Source organism: Paenibacillus sp. J31R98 (genome assembly GCF_056269245.1).
Window position 1 is genome coordinate 206,253 of sequence record NZ_JBWDNO010000011.1, and the last position, 23,545, is coordinate 229,797.

The 23,545-nt window shown below is 50.3% G+C and carries 24 protein-coding genes and 1 other RNA gene; 15 read left to right on the forward strand and 10 right to left on the reverse strand.

Features of this window, described 5'->3' with window-relative positions:
- Nucleotides 1-41: 41 nt before the first annotated feature.
- Complete coding sequence (locus AC0YNX_RS28970) at nucleotides 42-590, forward strand: NADPH-dependent FMN reductase (RefSeq protein ID WP_475819181.1); 549 nt, start codon at nucleotides 42-44, stop codon at nucleotides 588-590.
- Nucleotides 591-689: 99 nt separating this feature from the next.
- Here AC0YNX_RS28970 and AC0YNX_RS28975 read toward each other — a convergent pair whose 3' ends face one another.
- The 3 genes from AC0YNX_RS28975 to AC0YNX_RS28985 all read right to left on the reverse strand — a co-directional run bounded on the left by AC0YNX_RS28975 (nucleotide 690) and on the right by AC0YNX_RS28985 (nucleotide 3,300).
- On the reverse strand, nucleotides 690-1,946 hold the full coding sequence (locus AC0YNX_RS28975) for a putative glycoside hydrolase (RefSeq protein ID WP_475819182.1): 1,257 nt from the start codon (nucleotides 1,944-1,946) through the stop codon (nucleotides 690-692).
- 147 nt (nucleotides 1,947-2,093) lie between these two features.
- A complete protein-coding gene (locus AC0YNX_RS28980; RefSeq protein ID WP_132482066.1) occupies nucleotides 2,094-2,288 on the reverse strand; it encodes a hypothetical protein in 195 nt (64 codons plus the stop codon).
- 178 nt (nucleotides 2,289-2,466) lie between these two features.
- Nucleotides 2,467-3,300 (reverse strand): YitT family protein, encoded by an 834-nt coding sequence (locus AC0YNX_RS28985; protein WP_475819183.1) that lies wholly within the window; start codon nucleotides 3,298-3,300, stop codon nucleotides 2,467-2,469.
- A gap of 191 nt (nucleotides 3,301-3,491) precedes the next feature.
- Here AC0YNX_RS28985 and cshA point away from each other — a divergent pair, with 191 nt between their 5' ends.
- On the forward strand, nucleotides 3,492-5,075 hold the full coding sequence (gene cshA / locus AC0YNX_RS28990) for a degradosome RNA helicase CshA (RefSeq protein WP_475819212.1): 1,584 nt from the start codon (nucleotides 3,492-3,494) through the stop codon (nucleotides 5,073-5,075).
- A gap of 64 nt (nucleotides 5,076-5,139) precedes the next feature.
- Here the strand turns inward: cshA and AC0YNX_RS28995 are convergent, their stop codons facing one another.
- Nucleotides 5,140-5,235, reverse strand: a complete 96-nt coding sequence (locus AC0YNX_RS28995; protein ID WP_475819184.1) for a YjcZ family sporulation protein — start codon at nucleotides 5,233-5,235, stop codon at nucleotides 5,140-5,142.
- Nucleotides 5,236-5,415: 180 nt separating this feature from the next.
- On the opposite strand from AC0YNX_RS28995, the gene AC0YNX_RS29000 reads away from it, so the two are divergent.
- The 3 genes from AC0YNX_RS29000 to AC0YNX_RS29010 all read left to right on the forward strand — a co-directional run bounded on the left by AC0YNX_RS29000 (nucleotide 5,416) and on the right by AC0YNX_RS29010 (nucleotide 6,930).
- Entirely contained in the window at nucleotides 5,416-6,210 is a 795-nt protein-coding gene (locus AC0YNX_RS29000) for a YesL family protein (RefSeq protein WP_475819185.1), read from the forward strand.
- Nucleotides 6,211-6,258: 48 nt separating this feature from the next.
- Nucleotides 6,259-6,440, forward strand: a non-coding RNA gene (gene ssrS, locus AC0YNX_RS29005) — 6S RNA.
- A gap of 97 nt (nucleotides 6,441-6,537) precedes the next feature.
- Nucleotides 6,538-6,930, forward strand: coding sequence for a DUF1499 domain-containing protein (locus AC0YNX_RS29010; protein WP_475819186.1), 393 nt, complete (start codon nucleotides 6,538-6,540; stop codon nucleotides 6,928-6,930).
- A 165-nt stretch (nucleotides 6,931-7,095) separates the two neighbouring features.
- Here AC0YNX_RS29010 and tpx read toward each other — a convergent pair whose 3' ends face one another.
- Nucleotides 7,096-7,614: a thiol peroxidase gene (gene tpx, locus AC0YNX_RS29015; protein ID WP_475819187.1), complete on the reverse strand. Its 519-nt coding sequence runs from the start codon at nucleotides 7,612-7,614 to the stop codon at nucleotides 7,096-7,098.
- Between the two features lie 92 nt (nucleotides 7,615-7,706).
- Between tpx and AC0YNX_RS29020 the strand changes: the two genes are divergently transcribed.
- The 3 genes from AC0YNX_RS29020 (at nucleotide 7,707) to AC0YNX_RS29030 (ending at nucleotide 11,280) form a co-directional block, all read left to right on the forward strand.
- Nucleotides 7,707-8,315, forward strand: coding sequence for a rhomboid family intramembrane serine protease (locus AC0YNX_RS29020; RefSeq protein WP_475819188.1), 609 nt, complete (start codon nucleotides 7,707-7,709; stop codon nucleotides 8,313-8,315).
- 54 nt (nucleotides 8,316-8,369) lie between these two features.
- Nucleotides 8,370-9,278, forward strand: coding sequence for a glutamate biosynthesis transcriptional regulator GltC (gene gltC / locus AC0YNX_RS29025; RefSeq protein ID WP_475819189.1), 909 nt, complete (start codon nucleotides 8,370-8,372; stop codon nucleotides 9,276-9,278).
- Nucleotides 9,279-9,456: 178 nt separating this feature from the next.
- Nucleotides 9,457-11,280, forward strand: coding sequence for a peptidoglycan D,D-transpeptidase FtsI family protein (locus AC0YNX_RS29030; protein WP_475819190.1), 1,824 nt, complete (start codon nucleotides 9,457-9,459; stop codon nucleotides 11,278-11,280).
- Nucleotides 11,281-11,308: 28 nt separating this feature from the next.
- Here AC0YNX_RS29030 and ytvI read toward each other — a convergent pair whose 3' ends face one another.
- Nucleotides 11,309-12,421: a sporulation integral membrane protein YtvI gene (gene ytvI / locus AC0YNX_RS29035; RefSeq protein WP_475819191.1), complete on the reverse strand. Its 1,113-nt coding sequence runs from the start codon at nucleotides 12,419-12,421 to the stop codon at nucleotides 11,309-11,311.
- A 235-nt stretch (nucleotides 12,422-12,656) separates the two neighbouring features.
- Between ytvI and AC0YNX_RS29040 the strand changes: the two genes are divergently transcribed.
- Nucleotides 12,657-14,078, forward strand: a complete 1,422-nt coding sequence (locus AC0YNX_RS29040) for a polysaccharide deacetylase family protein (RefSeq protein ID WP_475819192.1) — start codon at nucleotides 12,657-12,659, stop codon at nucleotides 14,076-14,078.
- A gap of 67 nt (nucleotides 14,079-14,145) precedes the next feature.
- On the opposite strand, the gene AC0YNX_RS29045 is transcribed toward AC0YNX_RS29040, so the two are convergent.
- Together AC0YNX_RS29045 and ilvD are read right to left on the reverse strand one after the other, a co-directional pair.
- Nucleotides 14,146-14,760 (reverse strand): PH domain-containing protein, encoded by a 615-nt coding sequence (locus AC0YNX_RS29045; RefSeq protein ID WP_475819193.1) that lies wholly within the window; start codon nucleotides 14,758-14,760, stop codon nucleotides 14,146-14,148.
- Nucleotides 14,761-14,895: 135 nt separating this feature from the next.
- Complete coding sequence (ilvD, locus tag AC0YNX_RS29050) at nucleotides 14,896-16,584, reverse strand: dihydroxy-acid dehydratase (protein WP_475819194.1); 1,689 nt, start codon at nucleotides 16,582-16,584, stop codon at nucleotides 14,896-14,898.
- A 286-nt stretch (nucleotides 16,585-16,870) separates the two neighbouring features.
- Here ilvD and AC0YNX_RS29055 point away from each other — a divergent pair, with 286 nt between their 5' ends.
- From AC0YNX_RS29055 to AC0YNX_RS29080, 6 genes are read left to right on the forward strand one after another with little or no spacing between them, the layout of a single operon-like run.
- Nucleotides 16,871-17,176 (forward strand): urease subunit gamma, encoded by a 306-nt coding sequence (locus tag AC0YNX_RS29055; protein ID WP_475819195.1) that lies wholly within the window; start codon nucleotides 16,871-16,873, stop codon nucleotides 17,174-17,176.
- Nucleotides 17,177-17,199: 23 nt separating this feature from the next.
- Entirely contained in the window at nucleotides 17,200-17,568 is a 369-nt protein-coding gene (gene ureB, locus AC0YNX_RS29060; protein WP_475819196.1) for an urease subunit beta, read from the forward strand.
- Nucleotides 17,565-19,283: an urease subunit alpha gene (gene ureC / locus AC0YNX_RS29065; RefSeq protein ID WP_475819197.1), complete on the forward strand. Its 1,719-nt coding sequence runs from the start codon at nucleotides 17,565-17,567 to the stop codon at nucleotides 19,281-19,283. Before ureB ends, ureC begins: the two co-directional genes overlap by 4 nt.
- Nucleotides 19,284-19,302: 19 nt before the next feature.
- Nucleotides 19,303-20,046: an urease accessory protein UreF gene (locus AC0YNX_RS29070; protein ID WP_475819198.1), complete on the forward strand. Its 744-nt coding sequence runs from the start codon at nucleotides 19,303-19,305 to the stop codon at nucleotides 20,044-20,046.
- 41 nt (nucleotides 20,047-20,087) lie between these two features.
- Entirely contained in the window at nucleotides 20,088-20,798 is a 711-nt protein-coding gene (gene ureG / locus AC0YNX_RS29075) for an urease accessory protein UreG (RefSeq protein ID WP_475819199.1), read from the forward strand.
- Entirely contained in the window at nucleotides 20,698-21,636 is a 939-nt protein-coding gene (locus tag AC0YNX_RS29080) for an urease accessory protein UreD (protein WP_475819200.1), read from the forward strand. Before ureG ends, AC0YNX_RS29080 begins: the two co-directional genes overlap by 101 nt.
- 81 nt (nucleotides 21,637-21,717) lie before the next feature.
- Here the strand turns inward: AC0YNX_RS29080 and AC0YNX_RS29085 are convergent, their stop codons facing one another.
- Together AC0YNX_RS29085 and AC0YNX_RS29090 are read right to left on the reverse strand one after the other, a co-directional pair.
- Nucleotides 21,718-22,281, reverse strand: coding sequence for a GNAT family N-acetyltransferase (locus tag AC0YNX_RS29085; protein ID WP_475819201.1), 564 nt, complete (start codon nucleotides 22,279-22,281; stop codon nucleotides 21,718-21,720).
- Nucleotides 22,282-22,653: 372 nt separating this feature from the next.
- Nucleotides 22,654-23,004, reverse strand: coding sequence for a hypothetical protein (locus AC0YNX_RS29090; RefSeq protein ID WP_475819202.1), 351 nt, complete (start codon nucleotides 23,002-23,004; stop codon nucleotides 22,654-22,656).
- Nucleotides 23,005-23,545: the final 541 nt, after the last annotated feature.

Genomic DNA, 23,545 nt, shown 5'->3' on the forward strand with positions numbered 1-23,545 from the left:
TTATGTATGTAAAGTCAGTTTGTTTGGAAGGGGAATTATTTATGAAGATCGCTATGATCGCCGGCAGTAACCGTGCGAATGCCACGAGCACGAGCTTGTCCCTGTACATTAAGAAGTTCATGGAGAACGAGGGGCACGAGGTTACTTTGATTGATTTATACAAACAACCATTGCCTTTCTATGGCAGCGCAGGCGCTGATACGGATGCCAATCTAGTGGCAATGCGCCAAGCTGTGCTTCACAGTGATGCCATCGTACTCAGCACGCCGGAATATCACGGCAGCATGTCAGGCGTGCTGAAGAACGCGCTCGACTTCATGGGCGGCGACCACTTCGACAGCAAAGCAGTCTTGTCGCTATGCTCGGCAGGCGGCGCAGTTGGCGTAGCTGCCCTGACGCAGATGCAAGCAATCGTACGCAACATGCACGGCGTGAACTGCCCGGAATGGATCTCGATTGGCGGCGCTCTGCGCGAGTTTAATCCAGACGGCTCGCCGAAGTCGCCTGATGTTCAAACTCGTGTCCACAAGACAGTGCCATATTTCTTGCATCTTGCGGCTATGCTTAAGCGCTCCACGGTTGCTAACTAATCAAACAAAAACGCTTTGCATTCCGTTCGGTTATGTAATACCGGACAGGATTGCAAAGCGTTTTTTTTTTTTTGCATATCATCGTTTAAGTGACAGGCTTTAGAATTTCACATCTGCTGTATAACGATTGTTCGCGTTCCATAATAAATATTCATGAATGCCGGTATCATTGAGCGCTTTAATCTGAGCTTCGACTTCGGTTTTGCCGTATGGTGTATAATGCCCTTTGCCGAGCCAGCTTGCCGTAAAGTCTTGAATCCAAGGCCGTATAATCGGTTTGTACGAGCCGATGGGGTCGAGCTTCTTATGCGTATCGAGCATGGATCCTTTAATCGTCGCATACGGGCTCTTGTCCGGATCCTTCTGGCCGAACCAGCCGGTCGTATAATGGCTCGGATAAACCATTGGCGAGATGACGTCCACGTTCTTCGATATCTTCACGAAATCCTGTCCGATGCCTTCCGCTGCCGGCACTGACGCGGCATAGCCGAAGATGTCGACCGATACCCGCACGCCGAGCGGTTCGAGCTGCGACTTGGCATATTTCACGAACGCGGCGATCGTGTCGACGCGCGAATCCTTTGTTTTATCGAATACGAGGGAGTCGGCTTTCTTCTCGAATCCTTCGGGAAAGCGAACGTAGTCGAATTGAATTTCCTTAAAGCCAAGCTTCACCGCTTCTTTGGCGAGGGCGATGTTATAGTCCCAAACTTCTTTACGGTAGGGGTTCACGAAGCTGTCTCCTTTGCCATTCTCCCAGAGGGAGCCGTCTTTGCGGCGGTATGAGAGCTCAGGATGGCTGCGCGCGAGCACCGTATCCTTGAACACAACGATACGGCCGATCGGATAGACGTTATGCTTCTTCAGCCGTTCCATTAGTTTATTCACATCGCCAATGTAGCGCTGCGTCTTCCCGAGCTTCAGGAGCTCAGCATTCTTAGTCGGATAAGTAATGTAGCCTGCATCATCCTTTAAATCAATGACCATGCTGTTCAGCTCTGTCGTATCGAGAAGACTCAGCAGCTTCTCCATTCTTGCGCCGCCTGCGCTGTGAGCGGTTACATAGATTCCCTTCACAACAGGTGCATCTGGCTGAGGATCATGCTTGATGAAGCTTGTCCCTGCATTCGGGTTTGCCGCGCCGTTGCTACCAGAGTCTGTTCCTGTACCGTCTCCCGGTTGTGCGGCGGTTCCTGGATGAATATGCTGCTGTGACGCTGTTAACAGCGTAGCGAGCAGCTGGTGGGTCGAGGCGGTTTGTGGCGCAGCCGTGTCGGATGCTCCGGCTGGCGTTCCAGAGCTTGCGCCTGTTAATACATGAAAAAGCAATAAAAGCGTTTGAATCACTACATCCATTTCTGCACTCTCCCCGCATGCGAAGTCAGTTAAGATTATAATGCAGTTTCGCAGATGGGCGCGAGGGGTATTTTGTAGGATTTTGAACGTTGATGACAAAAAAAAGAACGAGCACCTAAGGAAGGCCTCGTTCCATGTTCATAGATTCTATTGCAGTAGCACTTCTTTCTGATACTCGCAAATGCTATGCTGCACAATTTCAACCGCGTCTTCAGGCTCCAGTAATGCCAGTCCATCACGCAGCACGATATTAAGATTTAGTTCCCGCTCCGTGAGAAAAGGCACCAACTCTGGTACTAGCTTCTCCACAATCTGTACGAGTCTGACTGTTTCCATATCCATGAAGCATCACCCTTTCATCGTAATGGAGGGTAAAACGTATGGCACGAAACTTGAGGTATAGGTTTGGGATAGCTTTATTATAACAGCAGCATCATGAAAAACCTAGTGTTCTACTTGAAAATTCCATGATTGCCGCTGCCCGATCTTTTGGAGCTTGGAAGTGAGCGGTTTTTAACGCTTATAATGATGGTTTGCGGAAATCGCCAAGCACGCCGACTGTTTCTACAATATTCACGAATGCACGCGGGTCAGTTGTTGCGATAATTTTGCGCAGCTGGTTCAGCTCGTATCGCGTCGTTACCGTCATCAGCATGTCATTCTCGGCATTGGTGTAGGCGCCGCGCGTCTTGATAACCGTTACGCCTCGGTACAGCGGGATTAATGCTGAGCGAAGCTCCTCCGTCTTCGTCGTCACGATGAACGCTGTCACCTTCACATGCTTAATATGGATAAGATCGATGATTTTGCCAGTCGTGAAGATCGAGAGCAGGGAGAATAGGGCGATGTCCCAATCATTCGTCAGCATGCCAAGCGCGGCAATAACTGACCCATTAAGCAAGAAAATCAACATGCCGACCGATATATCGCGTTTGCGCGTGACGATAGCGGCGATGATGTCAAATCCTCCTGACGAAGCGCCTTCCCAGAGTGCAAGTCCGCTGCCGAATCCAACGACGACGCCTCCGAATACGGCCCCAAGCGTTAAATCCGTCACGAGCGGCTGAACCGGAATGAGCTGCATAAACAGTGTCGTTGCTGCGACGGAGACAGCGCTCCAACCGACAAAACGGAGACCGAGCGCCCGCCAGCCCCAGATTAAAATAGGGACATTTAGAATAAAATAAAGCCAGCCGATGTTCAAGCCGGTTGCGTAACCCGCAATCATCGTAATGCCGGATACGCCGCCGCTAATCATTTTGTGGGGAATGAGCAGCTGGTTGAAGCCGAATGCAATGAGCATGGCGCTGAACAAAGTGATTGCTGCGGTTCGTGATGTTCTCATGGTTTTCATGGTGATTTCACCTCAAGGAAGTTTAGAAAGCCAACAAGCAGTTTATCAAAATTGCCTAAAGTTTGTCTATTGGTTCAAATAGGGCTAGTATGTGTCTGAAGTGTTAACTGGTATTCTGAAAGCCGTTTGTGCTATAATGAACTGAATATTTTCTGTAGGATGCAGATAGAAGGAGATTGAAACATTTGAGTTTGAAAACATTTGCTGAATTCGGCTTGGAACCTAAGGTTCTACAAGCCATCACAGACCTTGGATTTGAGGAGTCTACTCCAATCCAATCGAAATCCATTCCAATTGCGCTTCTCGGTACCGATATGATCGGTCAAGCACAAACAGGAACGGGTAAGACGGCTGCCTTTGGTATACCGCTTGTTAACAAGATTCCGGTTACTGAAGATCGTATCGTCGCACTAATTATGACCCCGACCCGTGAGCTTGCGATCCAAGTTTCGGAAGAAATCGGAAAGCTTACACGTTACAAAGGTTTGCGTTCGCTTCCAATTTATGGCGGTCAAGAGATCGGACGTCAGATCCGCGCATTAAAGAAGCGTCCCCAAATCATTATCGGTACACCAGGTCGTTTGCTTGATCATATCAACCGCAAAACGATCAGACTTGATGATGTAGAAACGGTTATTCTGGATGAAGCGGACGAAATGCTCGACATGGGCTTCATGGAAGACATTACTTCCATCTTGTCCCTCGTACCAGACCATCGCCAAACGATGTTGTTCTCGGCTACAATGCCTCCAAACATCCGTAAACTGGCTGACCAGTTCTTGAAGAATCCTGAGCATGTATCGGTTATCCCGACACAAGTAACTGCTCCGTCAATCGATCAAGCTTATATTGAAGTGCATGAGCGCCAGAAGTTCGATGCGCTTAGCCGCTTGCTTGATATGGAATCGCCTGAACTCGCTATTATCTTCGGTCGTACAAAGCGTCGCGTTGACGAATTGAGCGAAGCATTGCAGAAGCGCGGATATTCCGCAGACGGCTTGCATGGCGACTTGTCCCAAAATCAGCGTGATAACGTAATGCGTAAATTCCGTGACGGCAGCATCGATGTCCTTGTAGCGACAGACGTTGCAGCGCGCGGTCTCGACGTATCGGGCGTAACGCATGTAATTAACTTTGACTTGCCGCAAGATCCGGAGAGCTATGTACACCGTATCGGCCGTACAGGCCGCGCTGGTAAAGAAGGTGTCGCTTGGTCGTTCGTAACGCCTCGCGAGCTGGATCATATGCACTTCATCGAGCGCGTTACGCGCCACAAGATTGCGAAGAAGCCGTTGCCAAGCCTTGCAGAAGCAATTGAAGGCAAACAACGCCTTACAGCTGAACGTATTCTTGAAGCGCTTGATTCGGAAGGCGTGAATGAGTTCAAGGCAATTGCAATCCAATTGCTTGAGCAATACGATTCCGTAAACTTGCTGGCAGCAGCAATCAAATTGATTACTGGCGAGAAGAAAGATGTAAACATCGAACTTACGCCGGAAGATCCTATTCGTGCGAAGAAGCGTAGACCGGATGTTCGTTCGAACGGACGCCGTTTCTCCGGCGGTCCATTCGGCGGCGGCAGCCGTTCCGGCAGCGGCCCACGCGGACGCGGCGAGAGCAGCGGACGTGGCGGCTACGGCGGCGGCAGCCGCAGTGGTAGCGGCGGCAGCAGCAGCGGTAGCAGCTATGGCCGTGACCGCGACGGTGGTGGCAAACCTCGCAGCAGCGAAGGCCGCAGCGAAACTCGTCGTCCACGTCCATCCTCTGCTGAATAAGCTGGAATAAACACCGGGGCTTCTGTTTAGCCGAGCAATCGGATAAATAGAAGCCCCTTTCTTATTAACAGAAGCATGCTCCTAAGATGATGATCAGCAAGATGAACAGAACGAGAATCATAGCTGGGGACGTCAGGGACCCGTGATGGGCGCTGCTCATGAGTACGGCCTCCTTTACCTGCTGGCATGGGCAATCATAACACTATAATGTATGCGTATAGGTGTTAGCCGTTTAGACGCATGCCCACGATTCCCGAAAATGGGCGTTGGCTTATGGGGAAGACTATATTATAGTTATCGTAGAAGAAAATGAAATCGCTTGCTAGGAGGATAAAGCAACATGGAAATGAGAGGCATGATGGGCGGGTTTTACAAAATCTCGGAATGGATAATGCGTTTATCGGTGACGAACGTGCTCTGGATTATTTGTTCGCTGCCGTTTATTATTCTGTTGTTCCCTGTATTATTCGCGCAAAACAGTGATCAATTGCTCGGTTACTTTATCGTAGCAGGCGTTGTAGCTCCATTCACGGTATTCCCTGCAACTGCGGCCATGTTCGCCGTCGCCCGCAAATGGGTGATGGGTGAGGTAGACGCGCCGCTGCTGCGCACGTTCTTCCGGAATTACAAAGACAGCTACAAGCAAAGCATGATTGGCGGTATCATCTATGTTATTCTGTTCTCGATTCTAATCGTTGACTTCCGCGTCTACTTGGTTAAGCTGGAATCGCTGAAGCTGCTGTCTTACTTGTTTATCGCTTTATTCGCACTGCTAGCTGTTTCACTGTTCAACTTCTTCTCGATGGTTGTACACTATCATATGAAGACGATGCAGCTGCTCAAGAATGCGGTACTGCTCACCATCGGCCGACCTTTCCGTTCACTGTCGACTGTCATCATGTCTGGCGCGGTCATTGGAATCAGTGTTAGCTCGGCGAAGCTGATGTTCCTTATCCCGTTCTTTACGGGCAGTGTCGTGGCCTTGCTGTCGTTCTGGAACTTCTACGCCATCTACACGAAGCTGCAGGAGCAAATGCAGAAAGCGGCGGAAGCAGAGGCTGAGGAAGAGCGTAAACGGCTCGAAGAAGAAGGCATGGTTCTGAATACAGAAGAAGGACAAACGTCCATTAAATAGCTGCTTCGCTCAAGTTTACTTTTGCTGAAGTTACGTCTATAATAGCAATACATCCTGCGATGTACGTTACGGCTTATCACTTGTTTTGAACCAATGGCTGTATTTAGGGAGACTCAATTGAAGCGCGGCTGACATGCCCTCGAAAAGGGATCTCAAAAACGCTTCTGCGGCCACCCACCTGCGAGAGCGGGTTCAGAAACAAGCAAGCTGGACGGCAGAGCGGGTACCATAGTTACAATGAAAAAGGGGGAAACCCCTTTTTTTTGTATCATCATCTATGCTATGATGATTGATAGTGTACATAGACATTGGAGGGGGAGATTAACTTTGTTGAAGCGGACCCTCATCGGGTTGCTGCGCAGTCATGAATTGACTGGCGATAAAGCGAAAGATCCGTTGCTGAAATCCCATTATTACAAATTATCCCGGGAGAAGGCGTGGGAAGAAGTCGTCTCCACACTCAAAAAGATGCAAGGCTACAAGGTGCTTCACGAAGTTCATTCCGTAGGTGAGATTGTTCTCGAGAAACGGACGGTTACCGGCCGTACAATGGACATTACCGTCTCGGTTATTAGCGTAAATCCAGTAACTGCTGCTGTAGATATTTATTCCGCGTCGCGCGGTTCTTTCGGAGACCTTGGTTCCAATTATCGGATCGTTCTTGATATTTACCGAACTCTCGATAAGAAGCTGGCTCAATATAAGACAACCGGCATATAATAACGATAAAAGCGAGGAAGGGTGTCCCTTACCTCGCTTTTATCAATCCTATAGAATTTATAAGTTAGTTTTACACTTATCCATACCTATATGATCGCCGCACAAAACTGTTTTGCCAGTCATAGGACGGCAAAGCCGTTTTTGCTTGTGTGCAGTTTATGTAGCTTATACGAGTGCTTTCAAAGCGTTAAGTGCGTTCTCGTAGTTCGGGTGCTCTGTCATCTCGCCAAGCACTTCCACGTATTGAATTGTGTCGTTAGCGTCGATAACGAAGATTGCGCGCATGTCGAGGTTCAGATCCTTGATCAGTACGCCGTATGCTTCGCCGAAGTTGTTGTTCTTGTAGTCGGAGAGCATAACCACTTTGTCTACGCCAGCTGCGCCACACCAGCGAGCTTGAGCGAACGGAAGGTCAACGCTGACAGTAAGGATCGAAACGTTCTCGCCGAATTTGCCAGCTTCTTCGTTAAAGCGGCGTGTTTGCGCGTCGCAAACGCCTGTATCGATGGAAGGAACAACGCTGACAAGCTTTACTTTGCCTGCGAAATCCTTCAAGGAGACAACGTCAACCAGCGATTTGTTCAATTGGAAATCTGGTGCTTGGTCACCAACTTTAAGTTCTGGGCCGATCAGTGTAAGCGGATTGCCTTTAAGCGTTGCAACGCCAGTACGTTCTTGAGCCATTAAAAAACAGCCTCCTTGAAATGAATTGGGTTCATACCAAATTATTATAAGCATAATGAAATACCATTGTCCAATAGGGAGTGTGGAACGATTTGATTTTTCTCCGATATGAAAGCTTCCGAAGCTATTTGCGGTTTTATCCGGTTACGGCTGTAATTATTGCGATCAATATTCTCGTATATGCGCTTGACCATCTTGTATTTAACGGTTCCTTGACCGAACATGGTTTGTTTTACAGCGGAGGCGCATATAACTATTTCTCCCTCGATGAGCCATGGCGTTATGTAACGGCAGAGTTTTTGCATCTTGACCTCTCGCACATATTCTTCAACATGTTCAGCATTTTAGTTTTTGCACCGCCTTTAGAGCGGATGCTTGGCCATGTACGCTATGCGATTTTTTACTTGTTGTGCGGCGTGGTTGGTCATTTGTTCGTTGCGATTGCTGATGGACAGCCAACTATTGGTGCATCAGGTTGCATCTATGGCGTGTTCGGCGCATATCTGTACTTGGCACTATTTAAGCGTTCGCTTGATCCGAATTCACGCAAGACGGTTTATGCGATCTTGATCTTCGGAGTCATCTTCTCTCTAATCGGCACCAATGTTAGCATATGGGCTCACATAGGCGGTTTATTTGCAGGTATTGTGCTTGCTTACGCATACGACTGGTATGTCACATTGAAACAGAATCGACGATAATAACGTATAGTCTGCTAAGCGAGCAAGTAGTCATGGAATAGAAGAGGGGACGTCATGGAGCTTCGTCAATTGTATTATTTTGTGAAAGTGGCTAAGAGAGAGCATGTTACGAAAGCGGCGGAGGAGCTGCACGTCGCCCAATCTGCGGTCAGCCGCCAAATTCATCAGCTTGAAGAGGAACTTGGGGCAAAGCTGTTTCTCCAGAAGGGACGGAATTTGCAGCTTACGCCAGTCGGTTCGTTGTTTCTGAAGCGGGCTGAAGTTATTCTGGCTGATCTTGAGCGCGCCGTGGTGGAGATACAGGAATTCCTCGATCCGGAGAAGGGGGAGATTCGGCTCGGCTTCCCGCATAGCTTGGGCATCTCTCTTATTCCTGAAGTAGTGGCTGCGTTCCGCAAACTGAATCCGAACGTGAAGTTCAGATTCAAGCAAGGCATGTACCCGTCGCTGATTCAGGATGTCAGGAAGGGAGAGGTCGATCTTGCGTTCGTCTCCCCTTGTCCGGAGAGCCATCCGCATGTAACCGGGGAGCTTGTGCTGACAGAGGAGCTCTTCGCCATCTTGCCGCCAACACATCCGCTTGCAACGGAAAAAGCGATTGACTTGTATCAGCTTAAGGACGAAATGTTCGTCCTGTTCAGTGAAGGTTACTCGCTGCGCCCGATCGTTTGGGAGGCGTGCAAGGAAGCTGGCTTCACTCCTCGAATCGGATTCGAAGGGGAAGAGACCGATACCATTCGTGGCCTCGTAGCCGCTGGCATGGGGGTCAGCTTGCTGCCGGAGATGGCGCTCTATGCATCCGGACCGCTGCAGCCGGCGAAGGTGCGGGTGAAGTCGCCGAATGTGACGCGGACGATCGGCCTTATTTATCGGTCTAACGAGAAGCTGCCTCTGGTGGCGAAAGCATTCCAGACGTATCTTCTTGATTTCTTTGAATGCGATCGGTTTAAGAAGAGACCGTGACCATAGTTGAAAGTTAGAATGCTGGTGTTGAAAGTCTCCGTGGAGTTCGTCTCCTCGTGAGGCTTTTTTGTTGTGCTGTAGAGGGTCTGGTTGAATGAAGGGCTATCTATTTGTCTGTCGTGATGGGGAGATGGGGATACTAATGAGAAGATAAGAAGTGAAGGGAATCGGTGCAGGGATGAGTGTCGAACGGCGGAGAAATAGACAACGGCGGGTATATACGGCGCTGATCGGGATGAGCTTACTGCTAGTGCTCTACATGCTGCGGATTGCTTGGTTGCAGTTTGCGCCTGCTGATCCTGTAATGGCGAGCCGGGCAAGTACGCAATTGAAAGCGGAGTCCGTCGCGCAGCGTGAACGCGAGCTTGTGCTGGATACCGGGCGCGGCGACTTCTATGACAAGGACGGGCTTGCGATCACGGGAGAGACGTACAAGGCGCTGGCCATGTTCCCGCTGCAGCAGAATGCGCGAACGGATGTGCCAAAGGAACTCCAGAAGCTAGCTGGTGCACTTGGCGTAAGCGAGGCGGCGCTTGGCGGCTGGTTGCGTGGATTGAAGGAGCCGATGTTCTGGCGAAGCGCTGATGAGCGGCTGCCGCATAAGTTGACAGAACGTCAGCTCGGGCTGATTGATAAGCTTCATGTGAACGGAGTTCGAGTGCTGCCTTATCGGAATCGGTATCCAGAAGCCTTCGATCCGAAGCATGTCATCGGCTATACAAGCCAGCATCCAGAGTTGTTGCGCTCGGATTACTCAGAGCGACTAGCTAACAAGTCGATGAAGCTGTCCGCTCAGACGGGAGGCTCCGGTCTTGAGCGATCGCTGGATGAGCTGCTGCAAGGCGTAGGCGCGACTTCGGTTTCGTACTTCACGAACGGAGCGGACGAGCCGCTGCATGGACTCGATCTGCGGCTAACCGGACCCGACAATCCGTATTATCCGCTGAAAGTAACAACGACGCTCAATCTGCCAATCCAGAATAAGCTTGAGAAGTATATCGATAAGAATGGCTTGAAGGAAGGCGCCGTCGTTGTTCTGGATGCGGAGACAGGCGATATTGTGAGCATGATCTCGCGGCCAAAGCTAGCTGTGAGCCGAATCGGAGCGGAAGGTACGGATGCAGCGAATCATGCGATTCGAGCTGCGGTGCCCGGTTCCATCTTCAAAATAGTGACTGAGGCGGCTGCTCTGGAAGCGCGGATGACAAGCGAAGGGGAATCCTTCTTCTGCGGAGGCAGCTACGGCCGATATGGGCTTCACTGCTGGAAGCGGGGCGGTCATGGTGACGTTACGCTGCAAGAAGCGCTCGCTGGTTCGTGCAACATCGCGTTCGCTACAATCGCGGAGCGTCTTAGCGCTCGCCAGTTGATGATTGCAGCTGATCAGCTTGGACTTGCTCGCCAAGTTGGATGGACGAGCGCGCACGCCTTCCAGCCACTTGGTAAGCCGTTTAAACAGCTCCAGGATGAAGAAGCAGGCGCGGTGTTCGCAGGTGTTCCGGCAGTCCGTGACGGCGGGCAGCTGGCGCAAACGGGAATTGGACAGCGGGATGTGCGCATCTCTCCGCTCCAAGCTGCGAACATGATGGTCACATTGCTTCATCAAGGCGTTGTGCATGAGCCGCGTCTCGTGAGCGAGATTCGATACGGTAACGGCCAATTGCTGGCGAAGCTTCCTCGTCAGCTGGCTCCATCGCCATATGGACAAATAAGCCTCCATACGACGCAGACGCTGCTGCGCGGGATGGAGGCTGTCGTGGCTTATGGAACAGGCAGTTCAATCCAAGAAGGGCGCTGGAATGTAGCTGGCAAGTCCGGAACGGCTCAAGTCATGCTAGGCGGTCGAGAGCGTATCAATCATTGGTTCGTCGGCTATGGACCAGTGCAATCCCCGCGTTATGCCGTGGCTGTACTTGCGGAGAATCGCACGCCGGGCTTGTCCAACAAGGCGACTGTGCTCTTCCGCGGTGTGATGGATATTTTGGCAGCAGGCGAAGGTTAAGCTTGTTCTGCGTTCCAGCTCGTTCCAGTTAGATTTGATCTGCCGGGTTGGACTGGTTGTCGAACTCGCCTCTAGGCGATCGGATCCAGCGGTGGAAGTAACGCTGCTCATACAATGCCTTCAGCAGAATCATCAAGATCGGCGAGAGAATGACGCCAGAGATGCCGAAGATCGACAAGGAAACGATCATGAAAGCCAGCATGGTGAAGGCAGAGACGCCAAGCGTATCGCCGGTAATCTTCGGTTCCAGAATTTGGCGCGTCAGTACGACGACCAAGAACAGAACAGTGAGCCAGATAGCAAGCGTAATGTTGCCGACGATGAACAGATAGATAATCCATGGGACGAACACCGTTCCGACTCCCAACAGCGGCAGCACATCGAAGAAAGCAGCCAGCAGTGCAACGGAGAACGCATTGTCGACGCCAAGGATCAGCAGCGACACGAAGATCACGACAAATGTGATGCTAATGAGCTTACCTTGGGCCTTCAGGTAGCCGGCGATGCCAGAGAAAACATTTTCCCGCAGGAACATGAACGCTTTCTTGAACGTATTCGGCGTCTTCTCCTTCGCGAGCTGTCTCCATTCCTTAATCTCCAAACTTAGGAAGTATGCAAGGATGATGCCGATGGAGAAATTAAAGATAAAGGTGGAGAAGGATTTCAAATACCCACCCAAGGAAAGCAGGAACGACCCGGCCAAATTCGAGCCCCAGCTTGTAATGTAATCAAGGATATCTTTCGCTTTGGCGACTACGTCAGGCGGCAGTGCAGAGAATTTCTCTTCAATTTCGGAAGCGTTGTTCTGGAACTGCTCGACGAGCAGGCTCTGGTACTTGTTTAAATTACCGGCAAGTCCCGTAATCTGAGTTGTCATCACATAGCCAGCTCCGACAAAAGCGCCGACAATGACGAGCGTAAAGACGAGTACGGAAATCCCTGAAGCGATCGATTTCTTCATTCCTAGTCGGTGAAGCCAGCGTGCAGGCGGTTCGATGAACATGTAAATCACGAAGGAAAGGAACACAGGCGTCGCAATTTGGTATAAATAACTGAAGACAAGCATAATGAGATATACCGTGAGTGCAATGAGGGCAATATCAAATGCGGTACGCCAATATTTACGGTAGAAAGAAAGCATTCGTCAGACTCCTTTGTGCAACGTTATTCAGACAGATTCAATATGATTGTACTATAAAATAACAGTGTTTCCCATTCGCTCGTTTGTTATGAGTCCTGAAGCTGTAGATTATGTTAAGTTACGTAGCCGTTTCGACATCTGCTATGGTACAATATATGGAGGCATCATGCAGTACGGACTACTCTCTCCATTGGACGTGAAAGAGACGTAAAACGAAGGTGGTGGGAAACGAATCATGGAGAACTTCCTGCTATGGGGCTTTTATTTTTTAACTTTTTATGCTTTTTTGCCGGGTATCATTAGTCGGACATTCGGATTTCGAGTATTTAAACAAGGCCGAGCGAAGAAAGAGATTGCGCTCACTTTCGACGACGGGCCAGACCCGCATTATACGCCACAGCTGCTCGATCTGCTGAAGCGCTACGATGCGAAGGCAACCTTCTTCGTTGTTGGCATCCACGCGGAACGTCACCCGGAAATTCTGAAACGGATGCATGACGAAGGACATGTCATCGGCATTCATAACTACGTTCATAAATCAAACTGGTTAATGCGGCCAAGCACCGTCAAGAAACAAATTCACCGCACATCCGAGATCATCCGTAGTACGACCGGCGTTCGATCAGCTTACTATCGTCCGCCATGGGGTATCGTGAATTTGTTCGATTTCTCGAACCTCGGTTATTTGCAGATCATCCTGTGGTCGTCCTTATTCGGCGATTGGCGCAGACGGGTCGGTGCAGATCGGCTGCAGAAACGGATCATGAAGAAGCTGCGGCCAGGCGAAGTGCTGCTCCTGCACGATTGCGGACAAACCTTTGGTGCGGATGAGGATGCGCCAGTGAATATGTTAAAGGCACTTGAACCTGTGCTGGAAGCGGGCAAGGAACGCGGCTACAAGTTTGTGCATATTACGGATATGATTGCCATCACGGACAAGAACAAAGCGGCAGCACCCGCGTTTAGCTTGCTGAAGCGGGCAATTATTGCTTGCTGGATGGGTTGGGAACGGCTGTTTCATGTGCTGTTTCGCGTGAAATCAGGCGGCGAAGGATCGGTCTTCCATTATCGCATCATCCCATATAGCGGCCAAACCATTGAGCTTACAGACGGACGTCGCATTGAGCCGAAGGATCCAGTCGTCGAGCTTCACTTCGATAACCAGATGCTGCTCAGCATGATGTCGGAATCGAAGTCGATGATGCATGTGGCCATTAGACTTATACGTGAAGTGCAGCATGGCATGCCGAAGCTTGCCAAGAAGTTAATGCAAGATGAAGCGGCTGGAACGGTAAAAGGGCTTTACGGTGTCAGTATGATCAACCGTGGCGCAGAGCAGTTCGGCTTTAGTGTGCTGCCTATTCCAAAAGGCTTGTTCGATACGTCGACGCGGATTTACTTGAAGCTGTTGCTGCGTGTACTGCACCCTTCGGGTAAACAGCGACTGGCTGAACAGGGAGCTCGACTGGAACCTCGAATAATTGCCATGTCGATGACGGAATTCTGGCATCGTTACGGTCAAGATCCGGAGATGTCTCGAGAATGGAAGACTTCAGCTGCTAAAGCGGACGCGAAGCGCAATTCAGGAGCTCATACCAGCATCGCAACAGGTACTTATGATAATGCGAACGCTGCTGCAGGTGAAGTTACACCTTAACTTCGAGGCAATAGCATTACATGACAATAGAAGAAGGCGCCGCCATGATGCGGCGCCTTCTTCTATTTCAATGATTAATGTAACGCTCGAACACAGCCCCGAAGTCCTTCGATTTGTACTGCTTCTGCGTCTCATGCAGCCAATTGAAGGCAAGTTGATTGATGGACTTGAACTGTTCGGATAGATCTAACTCTGCTTTATAAATCTGACTGACCGTCGACGAAGCGAGGTCGAGGCTCTGTCTTGCGAATCCGAGATGGATCTCGTTCTCATGCGATATCTCAGCAATCTTAATGAGTGCCTTGTATAGATCTTTAATGTCTTCGATAAATTTCTTATGTACATCGATGGTGAATGCGGTACTGCCCAGCGTGAATTTGATCTCTACGTCAAGGTCTACTGTTCCGGCTGTTTCCAGGCTGACGCCGCTAATTCGGTTCGAGCTGTATGCGTAGCGGTAAAGCGTGCGTTTCTTGCTGATCGCGCTTGTGCCGTCGAGATGGATAAGGGCTTGGTTCGTGAAGCAGTATTCATCCGATTTCGATTTAATTAAGAAGTAAATCTTCTCGTTATCCTCATGAAGCACGTAATCGTCGGCATCCACCTTATCGTAATTTTCCGGTTTGATGACCGAGCCCAAATCGCTTAATCCGAGCACATCTGCAGCTACCTTACCGAACATAAGCGTAACCTCCTCGATTTCATAAATGCATGCATGCAAAAAAGATCGCCCTGCAAGGATGACTTTCATTCAGTCATACGCAGGGCGATCTCATTAAGTTGCAGGTTTTGAATAATTTTCTAAACGACTAGTCGATTAGTTGAATCGGAGCACGCCGCCTGTGCTTGCGTTCGTAACGAGGTGGGAGTAACGAGCGAGATAGCCTTTGGTGATCTTCGGCTCGAAACCTTTCCAGTTCGCACGACGAGCTTCGAATTCCTCGTCGCTGATCAAGAGGTTCATCTCGTTGTTGATCAGATCGAGCTCCACCATGTCGCCGTCTTGAACGAATGCGATTGGTCCGCCTTCAGCCGCTTCCGGAGAAACGTGACCGATACTGATACCGCGGGATGCGCCAGAGAAACGACCGTCAGTTACAAGACCGACTTTCGCGCCAAGACCCATACCTACGATTTGGGAAGTAGGGGCAAGCATCTCAGGCATACCAGGTCCGCCTTTTGGTCCTTCGTAACGGATGACTACGACGTGGCCTTCTTTAACTTTGCCATTGGCAATACCGTGCAATGCTTCATCTTGTGAATCGAAGCAGATTGCAGGACCTTTGTGGTAGCCGCCAACCGATTTATCAACGGCGCCGACTTTAATGATTGCACCGCGTGGTGCAAGGTTACCGAACAAGACAGACAGACCGCCGCGTTCGCTGTGCGGGTTGTCAAGCGTATGGAGAACATCCGTATCCTTGATGTCATGTCCAGCTACGTTTTCACGTAGTGTCTTGCCTGTAACTGTCAGCATGTCGCCGTTTAGTGCGCCTTCTTTTTTGAACAGCTCGTTAAGAATTGCGCTCACTCCGCCGGCGTTATGCACATCTTCGATATGGTAGTCGGAAGCTGGAGCGATCTTCGCAAGATGCGGTACGCGCGCAGCCACTTCGTTGATGCGCTCGATTGGGTATTCGATACCAGCTTCATGCGCAATTGCAAGCGTATGAAGAACAGTATTCGTGGAACCGCCCATCGCCATATCAAGGGCGAATGCGTTATCGATCGATTCTTTCTTCACGATATCGCGCGGTTTCAGATCCATCTTGATTAGCTCCATCAGTTGGCGAGCAGCTTGTTTAACGAATTCTTTACGCTCAGGCGATACAGCAAGAATCGTGCCGTTGCCTGGAAGCGCAAGGCCAAGGCCTTCTGCAAGGCAATTCATGGAGTTCGCCGTGAACATACCGGAACAGGAGCCGCAAGTTGGGCAGCCGTATTGCTCAAGCTCTGTCAAGCTTGCTTCATCGATCTTGCCTGCTTGGAATGCGCCAACGCCTTCAAATACGCTGGACAACGAAATAGGACGGCCGTCGGATGTTTTACCTGCTTTCATCGGTCCGCCGCTGACAAGCATCGTCGGAATGTTGACGCGAAGCGCGCCCATAATCATTCCTGGCGTAATCTTGTCGCAGTTCGGAATGCAGACCATACCGTCGAACCAGTGCGCGTTAACGACTGTCTCTACGGAGTCGGCAATAATTTCACGGCTGGCAAGCGAATAACGCATGCCGATATGACCCATTGCAATACCATCGTCAACACCGATTGTGTTGAACTCGAAAGGAACGCCGCCTGCTTCACGGATTGCTTCTTTAACGAGCTTGCCGAATTCTTGCAAGTGAACGTGGCCTGGAATGATATCAATGTACGAGTTACAAACCGCGATAAACGGTTTGCCGAAGTCCTCTTCCTTAACTCCGGCAGCACGCAGCAAGCTGCGGTGCGGAGCGCGGTCAAATCCTTTTTTAATCATGTCTGAACGCATCTTGTTTGCCGCCATTTCTGTCCCTCCCAAAGTAATTCAATAAATTTTAGTCTATCACATTGCCTGTCCAATGGCTAGCTTGGCTGTCGAAAGCTGAAGGTGGTAAACAATAGGCTGAATACCGGTTTGAAGGGATTTCGCGTCAACAAAATTAGACAAAAACTAACACGATATGACTCAGTTATAGTTAAACACTCGAATTATGTATCATAATGTGTTAGTTAATATGACATTAATCATTTACTTCCCTCTCGGCGCTCGCTATAATAATAGAAAAGTTACAGAAAAGAGGTGCCGGTTCATGCAACTTACTGAGCGTGAGAAAGAAAAACTGCTTGTCACTATCGCTGCAGATTTGGCGAAGCGGCGGCTTAATCGCGGCGTAAAGCTGAATTATCCTGAAAGTGTTGCATTATTAACCTCCGAAATAATGGAAGGCGCCCGCGACGGCATGACCGTTGCTCAGCTAATGGAATATGGCACGAATATACTCAGCCGCGATCAAGTGATGAGCGGCGTTGCGGATATGATTCATGACGTGCAGGTGGAAGCGACATTCCCGGACGGTACGAAGCTTGTAACGATCCATCATCCCATTAAAGGCTGATCGAGAGAAAGAAGGTGAACGCCTTGATTCCTGGACAATATCGGATCATGCCGGGCGAGCTTGAGCTTAACGCAGGAAGGCAGACGTCGAAGCTGATTGTAGCCAATATAGGCGACCGGCCAATACAAGTTGGATCGCATTTTCATTTCTTTGAAGTTAATCGCGCGCTTCGCTTTGATCGCGAAGCAGCCTTCGGCATGCGGCTCGACATTCCGGCCGGCACGGCAGTGCGGTTTGAGCCAGGTGAGGAGAAGCCGGTTCAGCTTGTTGAACTTGGCGGCAGCAAGCTTTCCTATGGACTGAATGCGTTATCCGGCGGGGCAGCTGTTCGTGGTGCGATGTCTGACGATGTTCGCGCAAAGCTTGCTGCTTGGAAGGGGGAGCAGCCATGAGCAGAATGGATCGGAGCAGCTATGCTGCCATGTTTGGTCCGACAACTGGGGATGCTGTCCGGCTTGCAGATACTGAGCTGTGGGCGGAGATTGAGCGCGATTACACCGTCTACGGAGATGAATGCAAATTCGGCGGCGGCAAAGTAATCCGAGATGGCATGGGGCAGTCAAGCGGTGCACTACGTGCTGATGGCGTGCTTGATACGCTCATAACAAATGCAATCGTTATCGACCACTGGGGCATTGTGAAAGGGGACATCGGCATTCGGGACGGCGTCATCGTCGGCATCGGCAAAGCCGGGAACCCCGATATCATGGATGGCGTCACGCCGGGAATGGTTGTCGGCGCAAGTACGGAGGTTATTGCAGGCGAAGGAAAGATCGTCACTGCTGGCGGTATCGATTCGCACATTCATTATATATGCCCGCAGCAGATTGAGACGGCTCTCTCTTCCGGTGTAACGACGATGATTGGCGGCGGGACGGGACCAGCGACAGGAACGAATGCGACCACATGCACGCCAGGCGCTTGGCATATGTATCGGATGCTGGAGGCAGCTGAAGCTTTTCCCATGAATCTCGGTTTCACTGGCAAAGGGAATGCGTCATTCACAGGCCCGCTCATCGAGCAGGTGGAGGCGGGGGCGATTGGGCTCAAGCTTCATGAAGATTGGGGCACAACACCGGCGGCTATTGATACTTGCCTCGAAGTCGCGGACCTGTATGACGTTCAAGTCGCCATCCACACCGATACGCTGAATGAAGCGGGGTTTCTTGAAGATACGCTTGCGGCGTTCAAGGGGCGAACCATACATACTTATCATACAGAAGGCGCTGGCGGCGGGCATGCCCCGGATATTATCCGTGCGGCGGGCGAGCCGAACGTGCTGCCTTCCTCGACGAACCCTACGCGTCCTTTTACCGTGAACACGATTGAAGAACATCTCGATATGCTGATGGTTTGCCATCATCTGGATAGTAGTATTCCCGAGGATGTCGCTTTCGCGGACTCGCGGATTCGGCCTGAGACGATCGCTGCGGAAGATATTTTGCATGATATGGGCGTCTTCAGCATGATTAGCTCCGATTCGCAGGCAATGGGCAGAGTTGGCGAGGTCATTATTCGAACCTGGCAGACTGCGGACAAAATGAAGAAACAACGAGGCGCGCTAGAGCAAGAAACGAGCGTAGAGTCGGATAATTTCCGCATCAAACGATATATCGCCAAGTACACGATTAACCCTGCGATTACGCATGGTATCTCGCATCTCGTCGGTTCGATAGAGCCGGGCAAGTTCGCCGATCTCGTTGTGTGGAGCCCGATGTTCTTCGGCGTGAAGCCTGACCTTGTGCTGAAGGGCGGTACAATCGCATATGCGCAGATGGGTGATCCGAACGCATCCATTCCGACGCCGCAGCCAGTGTTCGGCCGGCCGATGTTCGGCGCTTTCGGCAAAGCGAAGTATAGAAACTCCATCACATTCGTTTCACAAGCCGCCTACGATAGAGGGATTGCGGAAGAGCTTGGGCTCTCGAAACGGATTGAGCCTGTTCGCGGATGCCGCACAGTAACGAAGAAAGATATGATTCACAACGATGCGCTGCCCAAGATCGAGGTGGACCCGGAGACGTACGAGGTAATGGTTGACGGTGTTCTCGCGACATGCGAACCGGTGGATGTGCTGCCGATGGCTCAGCGGTATTTTCTTTTCTAAATGAATGAGGTGAAGCTTGATGGCTGAACAACGACAACTATCGGATTCACCACTAGCGCCGGCTGCTTCATCAGCAGGCATCGTTCCTTGGCTCGCGCTTCAGCAGCTGCTCGACTCAGCTCTGCCCATCGGCGGATTCTCTCACTCTTTTGGACTGGAAACCCTCGTTCAGGAAGGCTCAGTCCGAAATAGCGCTGATCTAGAAGAGTACATAAGAGCGATGCTGCTGCAAAGCTGGAGCACGGCGGATGTGATGGTTATCAAAGCGGTGTACCGGGACTTACCCGTCCGTGACCTGCACTCGCTTTGGACGGTGGAAAGGCTTGTACATCTCCAGCGGGCCGCGGTTGAATCGCGAACCGGCATTCAGAAGATGGGCAGGCGACTTCTGCAGCTGCTTGTATCACTTTATCCGCAATGTGATTGGTCGCCGCTTACCGAAGGTGCTCGCTCGAATGATTGCCTTGTGACACATCCGCTTGTTTTTGGCTACGCGTGTTGGCAGCTTGGCATCAGTTTGGAGCAGGCAGCACAAGGTTATTTGTACGCATGTATTGTCACTTCTGTAGGAAGTGCGCTGCGGCTAATGTCGATGGGGCAGACGGAGGGGCAGTCCATCATTGCTCGGCTAACCCCGATGACGGCCGAGGCATGGCGCATTGCAGAGAGTATGGAACCGGAAGAAGGATACTCGAATATGCCTTTAGCCGAAATCGCGATGATGCGTCACGAGCAGCTGTATTCCAGACTGTTTATGTCCTAACTACGAGGAATAATCAAATCAGTTTCCAGGAGGCGTTCAATATGTGTCAAGGACAAGGTCATCATCATCAGGAGTGGGAGCAGCCATCAATAGATCGCTCAAGACCGATACGGATTGGAATTGGAGGTCCAGTAGGCTCTGGCAAGACGGCGCTCGTCGAACGGTTGGCCGGTGCGCTCAAGGATAAATACAGTGTCGCGGTCATCACGAATGACATTTACACCAAAGAAGACGCTCGTATTCTGACCGCAACCGGCGTATTACCGGAAGAGCGCATCATTGGGGTTGAGACGGGAGGCTGCCCGCATACGGCCATTCGAGAGGATGCCTCCATGAACTTTGAAGCGGTCGATGAGCTGACGAGCCGTTTCGATAACCTGGATATTATCTTTATTGAAAGCGGCGGCGATAATCTCGCAGCAGCGTTCAGCCCAGAACTGGTAGATCGGTTTATTTATATTATCGACGTCGCGCAAGGCGAGAAAATACCACGCAAAGGCGGCCCGGGCATTATGCGATCGGATCTGCTTATCATTAACAAAATAGATCTTGCCCCGCATGTTGGCGCCAGCCTGCTGGTAATGGAGGAAGATACGAAGAGGATGCGCGGCGAGCGGCCGTATGTGTTCTCGAATTTGTTCGGTGGCGTGCATGTCGATCGAATCGTACACTGGCTGGAGCATGAGCTGGCCCACGTTCATGGTCACGCGCATCATCATGAAGACCATGGGCATCATCACAGTCACGTCTAGTGAGAAGGGGCAGCGCATATCGCAGCTGCGGGCCGTATTCGAGAAGCGGGAGCGGGGCTCCATTATCACATCAAAGTACCATACTGCGCCTATCAAGATTGCCAAGGCTTTTCCGCTCGGAGGTCCTGTCGGCGTCATTGTGATGGATGTTTCCCCTGGACTGCTTGCCGGTGATCGGTATGAACTGTATTGGAAGGCAGAGGACGCAGCTCATGCTTATATTACGAACCAATCCTTCACGAAAGTTCATCCTGCGCATGAGGATCATGGCGGATCGGAGATGTTACAGTGCTTCGAGCTTGGAATAGGAGCTATTGTGGAGTCGATGCCAGAGCCGACAATGCTGTATCGAGATGCGGAATTCACGATGCATACGGAGGTTCGGCTTGCAGAAGGATCGCTTTGGATGGGGGCAGAGGTGCTGTGTCCGGGTAGGGCGCTACGCGGGGAATTGTTTGCCTATCGATCATATCGGAGTAAATTTCACGTGTATTACAACGAAGAGCTGATCTATGCGCAGCATCAATTCATCGAGCCGTTGTCGCAGCGGCTAGCGGCACGAGGTTGCTTTGCGGAGAAGACACATACAGGTGTGTTTTATCTGTTCTCGGATCGGGTGCAAGCTGCACATGCCGAAGCGATAAGGACTGCGCTCTCGGAGCTTCCGCTTGTTGAGGAGCATCCGATTGAATGGGGCGTCTCCATGACGTATAAGCATGGGATTGCTGTGATGGCGGCAAGTACCTCTGCATGGACTCTTCAAGAAGCATTGTCGATTGCGTGGGGGAAGGCTCGCGAGCTGCTGCTGGAGATGTCACCTCTCGTATTTCGGAAGTAACGAGCGGCGTAGAGAAAAGCATAGGGATGAAGAGAGCGAGCCTTTAGTTTAGAAGGTTCGCTCTCTTTTTTGTGAATGGGATTATACCTGCTGGTTCAAATACTCCTCTCTCGTCAGACCGTAATAATGGATATCCTCGAATTGCTCCCATTTGCGAATATGCTGTTTGAACAGCCCTTCGTGCTTCAGGCCGGCCTTCAGCATGACAGCGGATGAAGCGGGATTCTTCGTCATGGCAGCGCCCCATATGCGGTTGAGCTTGATGGTTAAGAAGCCGAATTGAAGGATTTGTATAAGTGCTTCCGTCGAGTAGCCGTTGCCCCAGTAACTTGATCCGAGCCAGTAACCGATTTCTCCACGTTTATGTTCTGAAGTAATGTTTAAGCTAATGCAGCCCATCAAAGCATGAGTTTCCTTATGAACGATCGCGAAAGTATATCCATGGCCATGTCTTGCAGCATCCAAGCGAAAATCAATCCACATCTCTGCTGCGCCATGCGGGTATGGATGAGGGAGAGATAGTGTGGTGCGTGCGACGGCTTCTTCACCGGCGAGTCGCTGAACGTCGGCTGCATCGCTCGGTATGAAGGGCCGCAACAGTAGTCTTGCGGTTTCGAAACGATAGGCAGGAGTTGGGTTCGCCATCGTATAATTCACCCCGCTTGAAATTTTTACTTCATTATAGCAGCGGACAAGAACAACAAGAAACCCTTCCTTCCTGTTTGCCTGAGTTCAGCTTGAGGAAGAAAGGGTTTGGTTTAATGCTAAAGCTCAGGTAGCAAAGATGATCTAAGTAAGTTAGTCTTCCGCGCTGCTATTTGTTTTCTTATTATTGTTATCGGAGCCCTTCGAAGTGGTGTTCTTGCGGCCCTGCCCTTGCTGCTTTGCCAATGTTATTCCCTCCCTTCAATATTGCTGTAGCCTATTGTGCGTAGTGGAGGGATACATTATGAATGAATTTGTTCAATAAAAAACCTCCTATGGGATGCTGGACATCCGCTAGGAGGTTTTATGCTGTTACATCGCCGCTTTGTTATTGGCCGACAGCTGGTGTTTAATGCCTTGAAGCCGCCATTTGGAGACATGGACTTGCTTCGCTTCCGATGCGCTATGGTCGAAACAGATCAAGCCGTCAGTGAATGAAAGCACCTTCTCTTTATTAACGTAGCAAGTGCCGTTCACTTTAATGAATCGCCCTGATGAGATGTAGCTGTTCAGCTGCTCGGTAGTAATGTTCTTCTTTATGTTGTAGTTTCTACCGTGGAAGCTTACCAGTCCGGTTTTACCGACTTTGAAATAGTAGATGTCTTTCTCCACTTCAAAGTTCTCATATACGTTGCGGTTCTCATCTGCTACTACCTTCATCATGAATTGAACCCCCTCAAATAAGATGAATTTGTTAGCGCTTTCATTGTAACACAAACGATTTCCGATGTGAACGGGGAGGATGTCGACTTTATAAATTTTTAACCGAGCTTAATATGATGGATTGATATTGGATATGCATGAAATAGATTTTGGTTATGCAATGTAAAATAATACCTGTTGAAACCAAGTTGCGAGGCATGGTATATTCTTGTTCTGCCGCTGAGACGTAAGCGATTGGCGCGGTGCACGAAACGAAAACAAGTTGAAAAATAAAGCTTGCAATTAAGTTTCGATGTATGGTATATTCTAATTCCGGTCGCGAGACTGGAACGAAAAATAAGAAATTTGTTCCTTGAAAACTGAACAATGAGCGACCTGTCAAAAGGTCTTAAATACGTCGAAACGCCGCTCGCCATTCGTTGGCGAAGGGGTTTCTGGCGGAGCTAGTTTTTTGAATGAGCTAACAAGCGAATTCATAAATGATCTTCGGATCACTTTTATGGAGAGTTTGATCCTGGCTCAGGACGAACGCTGGCGGCGT

Bases quoted from the DNA above. Each gene is read 5' to 3' on its own strand.
- AC0YNX_RS28970 (WP_475819181.1), top strand. From the start codon at position 42: ATGAAGATCGCTATGATCGCCGGCAGTAACCGTGCGAATGCCACGAGC.
- AC0YNX_RS28975 (WP_475819182.1), bottom strand. From the start codon at position 1,946: ATGGATGTAGTGATTCAAACGCTTTTATTGCTTTTTCATGTATTAACA.
- AC0YNX_RS28980 (WP_132482066.1), bottom strand. From the start codon at position 2,288: ATGGATATGGAAACAGTCAGACTCGTACAGATTGTGGAGAAGCTAGTA.
- AC0YNX_RS28985 (WP_475819183.1), bottom strand. From the start codon at position 3,300: ATGAAAACCATGAGAACATCACGAACCGCAGCAATCACTTTGTTCAGC.
- AC0YNX_RS28995 (WP_475819184.1), bottom strand. From the start codon at position 5,235: ATGAGCAGCGCCCATCACGGGTCCCTGACGTCCCCAGCTATGATTCTC.
- AC0YNX_RS29000 (WP_475819185.1), top strand. From the start codon at position 5,416: ATGGAAATGAGAGGCATGATGGGCGGGTTTTACAAAATCTCGGAATGG.
- tpx (WP_475819187.1), bottom strand. From the start codon at position 7,614: ATGGCTCAAGAACGTACTGGCGTTGCAACGCTTAAAGGCAATCCGCTT.
- gltC (WP_475819189.1), top strand. From the start codon at position 8,370: ATGGAGCTTCGTCAATTGTATTATTTTGTGAAAGTGGCTAAGAGAGAG.
- AC0YNX_RS29030 (WP_475819190.1), top strand. From the start codon at position 9,457: ATGAGTGTCGAACGGCGGAGAAATAGACAACGGCGGGTATATACGGCG.
- ytvI (WP_475819191.1), bottom strand. From the start codon at position 12,421: ATGCTTTCTTTCTACCGTAAATATTGGCGTACCGCATTTGATATTGCC.
- AC0YNX_RS29040 (WP_475819192.1), top strand. From the start codon at position 12,657: ATGGAGAACTTCCTGCTATGGGGCTTTTATTTTTTAACTTTTTATGCT.
- AC0YNX_RS29045 (WP_475819193.1), bottom strand. From the start codon at position 14,760: ATGTTCGGTAAGGTAGCTGCAGATGTGCTCGGATTAAGCGATTTGGGC.
- ilvD (WP_475819194.1), bottom strand. From the start codon at position 16,584: ATGGCGGCAAACAAGATGCGTTCAGACATGATTAAAAAAGGATTTGAC.
- AC0YNX_RS29055 (WP_475819195.1), top strand. From the start codon at position 16,871: ATGCAACTTACTGAGCGTGAGAAAGAAAAACTGCTTGTCACTATCGCT.
- ureC (WP_475819197.1), top strand. From the start codon at position 17,565: ATGAGCAGAATGGATCGGAGCAGCTATGCTGCCATGTTTGGTCCGACA.
- AC0YNX_RS29070 (WP_475819198.1), top strand. From the start codon at position 19,303: ATGGCTGAACAACGACAACTATCGGATTCACCACTAGCGCCGGCTGCT.
- ureG (WP_475819199.1), top strand. From the start codon at position 20,088: ATGTGTCAAGGACAAGGTCATCATCATCAGGAGTGGGAGCAGCCATCA.
- AC0YNX_RS29080 (WP_475819200.1), top strand. From the start codon at position 20,698: ATGTCGATCGAATCGTACACTGGCTGGAGCATGAGCTGGCCCACGTTC.
- AC0YNX_RS29085 (WP_475819201.1), bottom strand. From the start codon at position 22,281: ATGGCGAACCCAACTCCTGCCTATCGTTTCGAAACCGCAAGACTACTG.
- AC0YNX_RS29090 (WP_475819202.1), bottom strand. From the start codon at position 23,004: ATGATGAAGGTAGTAGCAGATGAGAACCGCAACGTATATGAGAACTTT.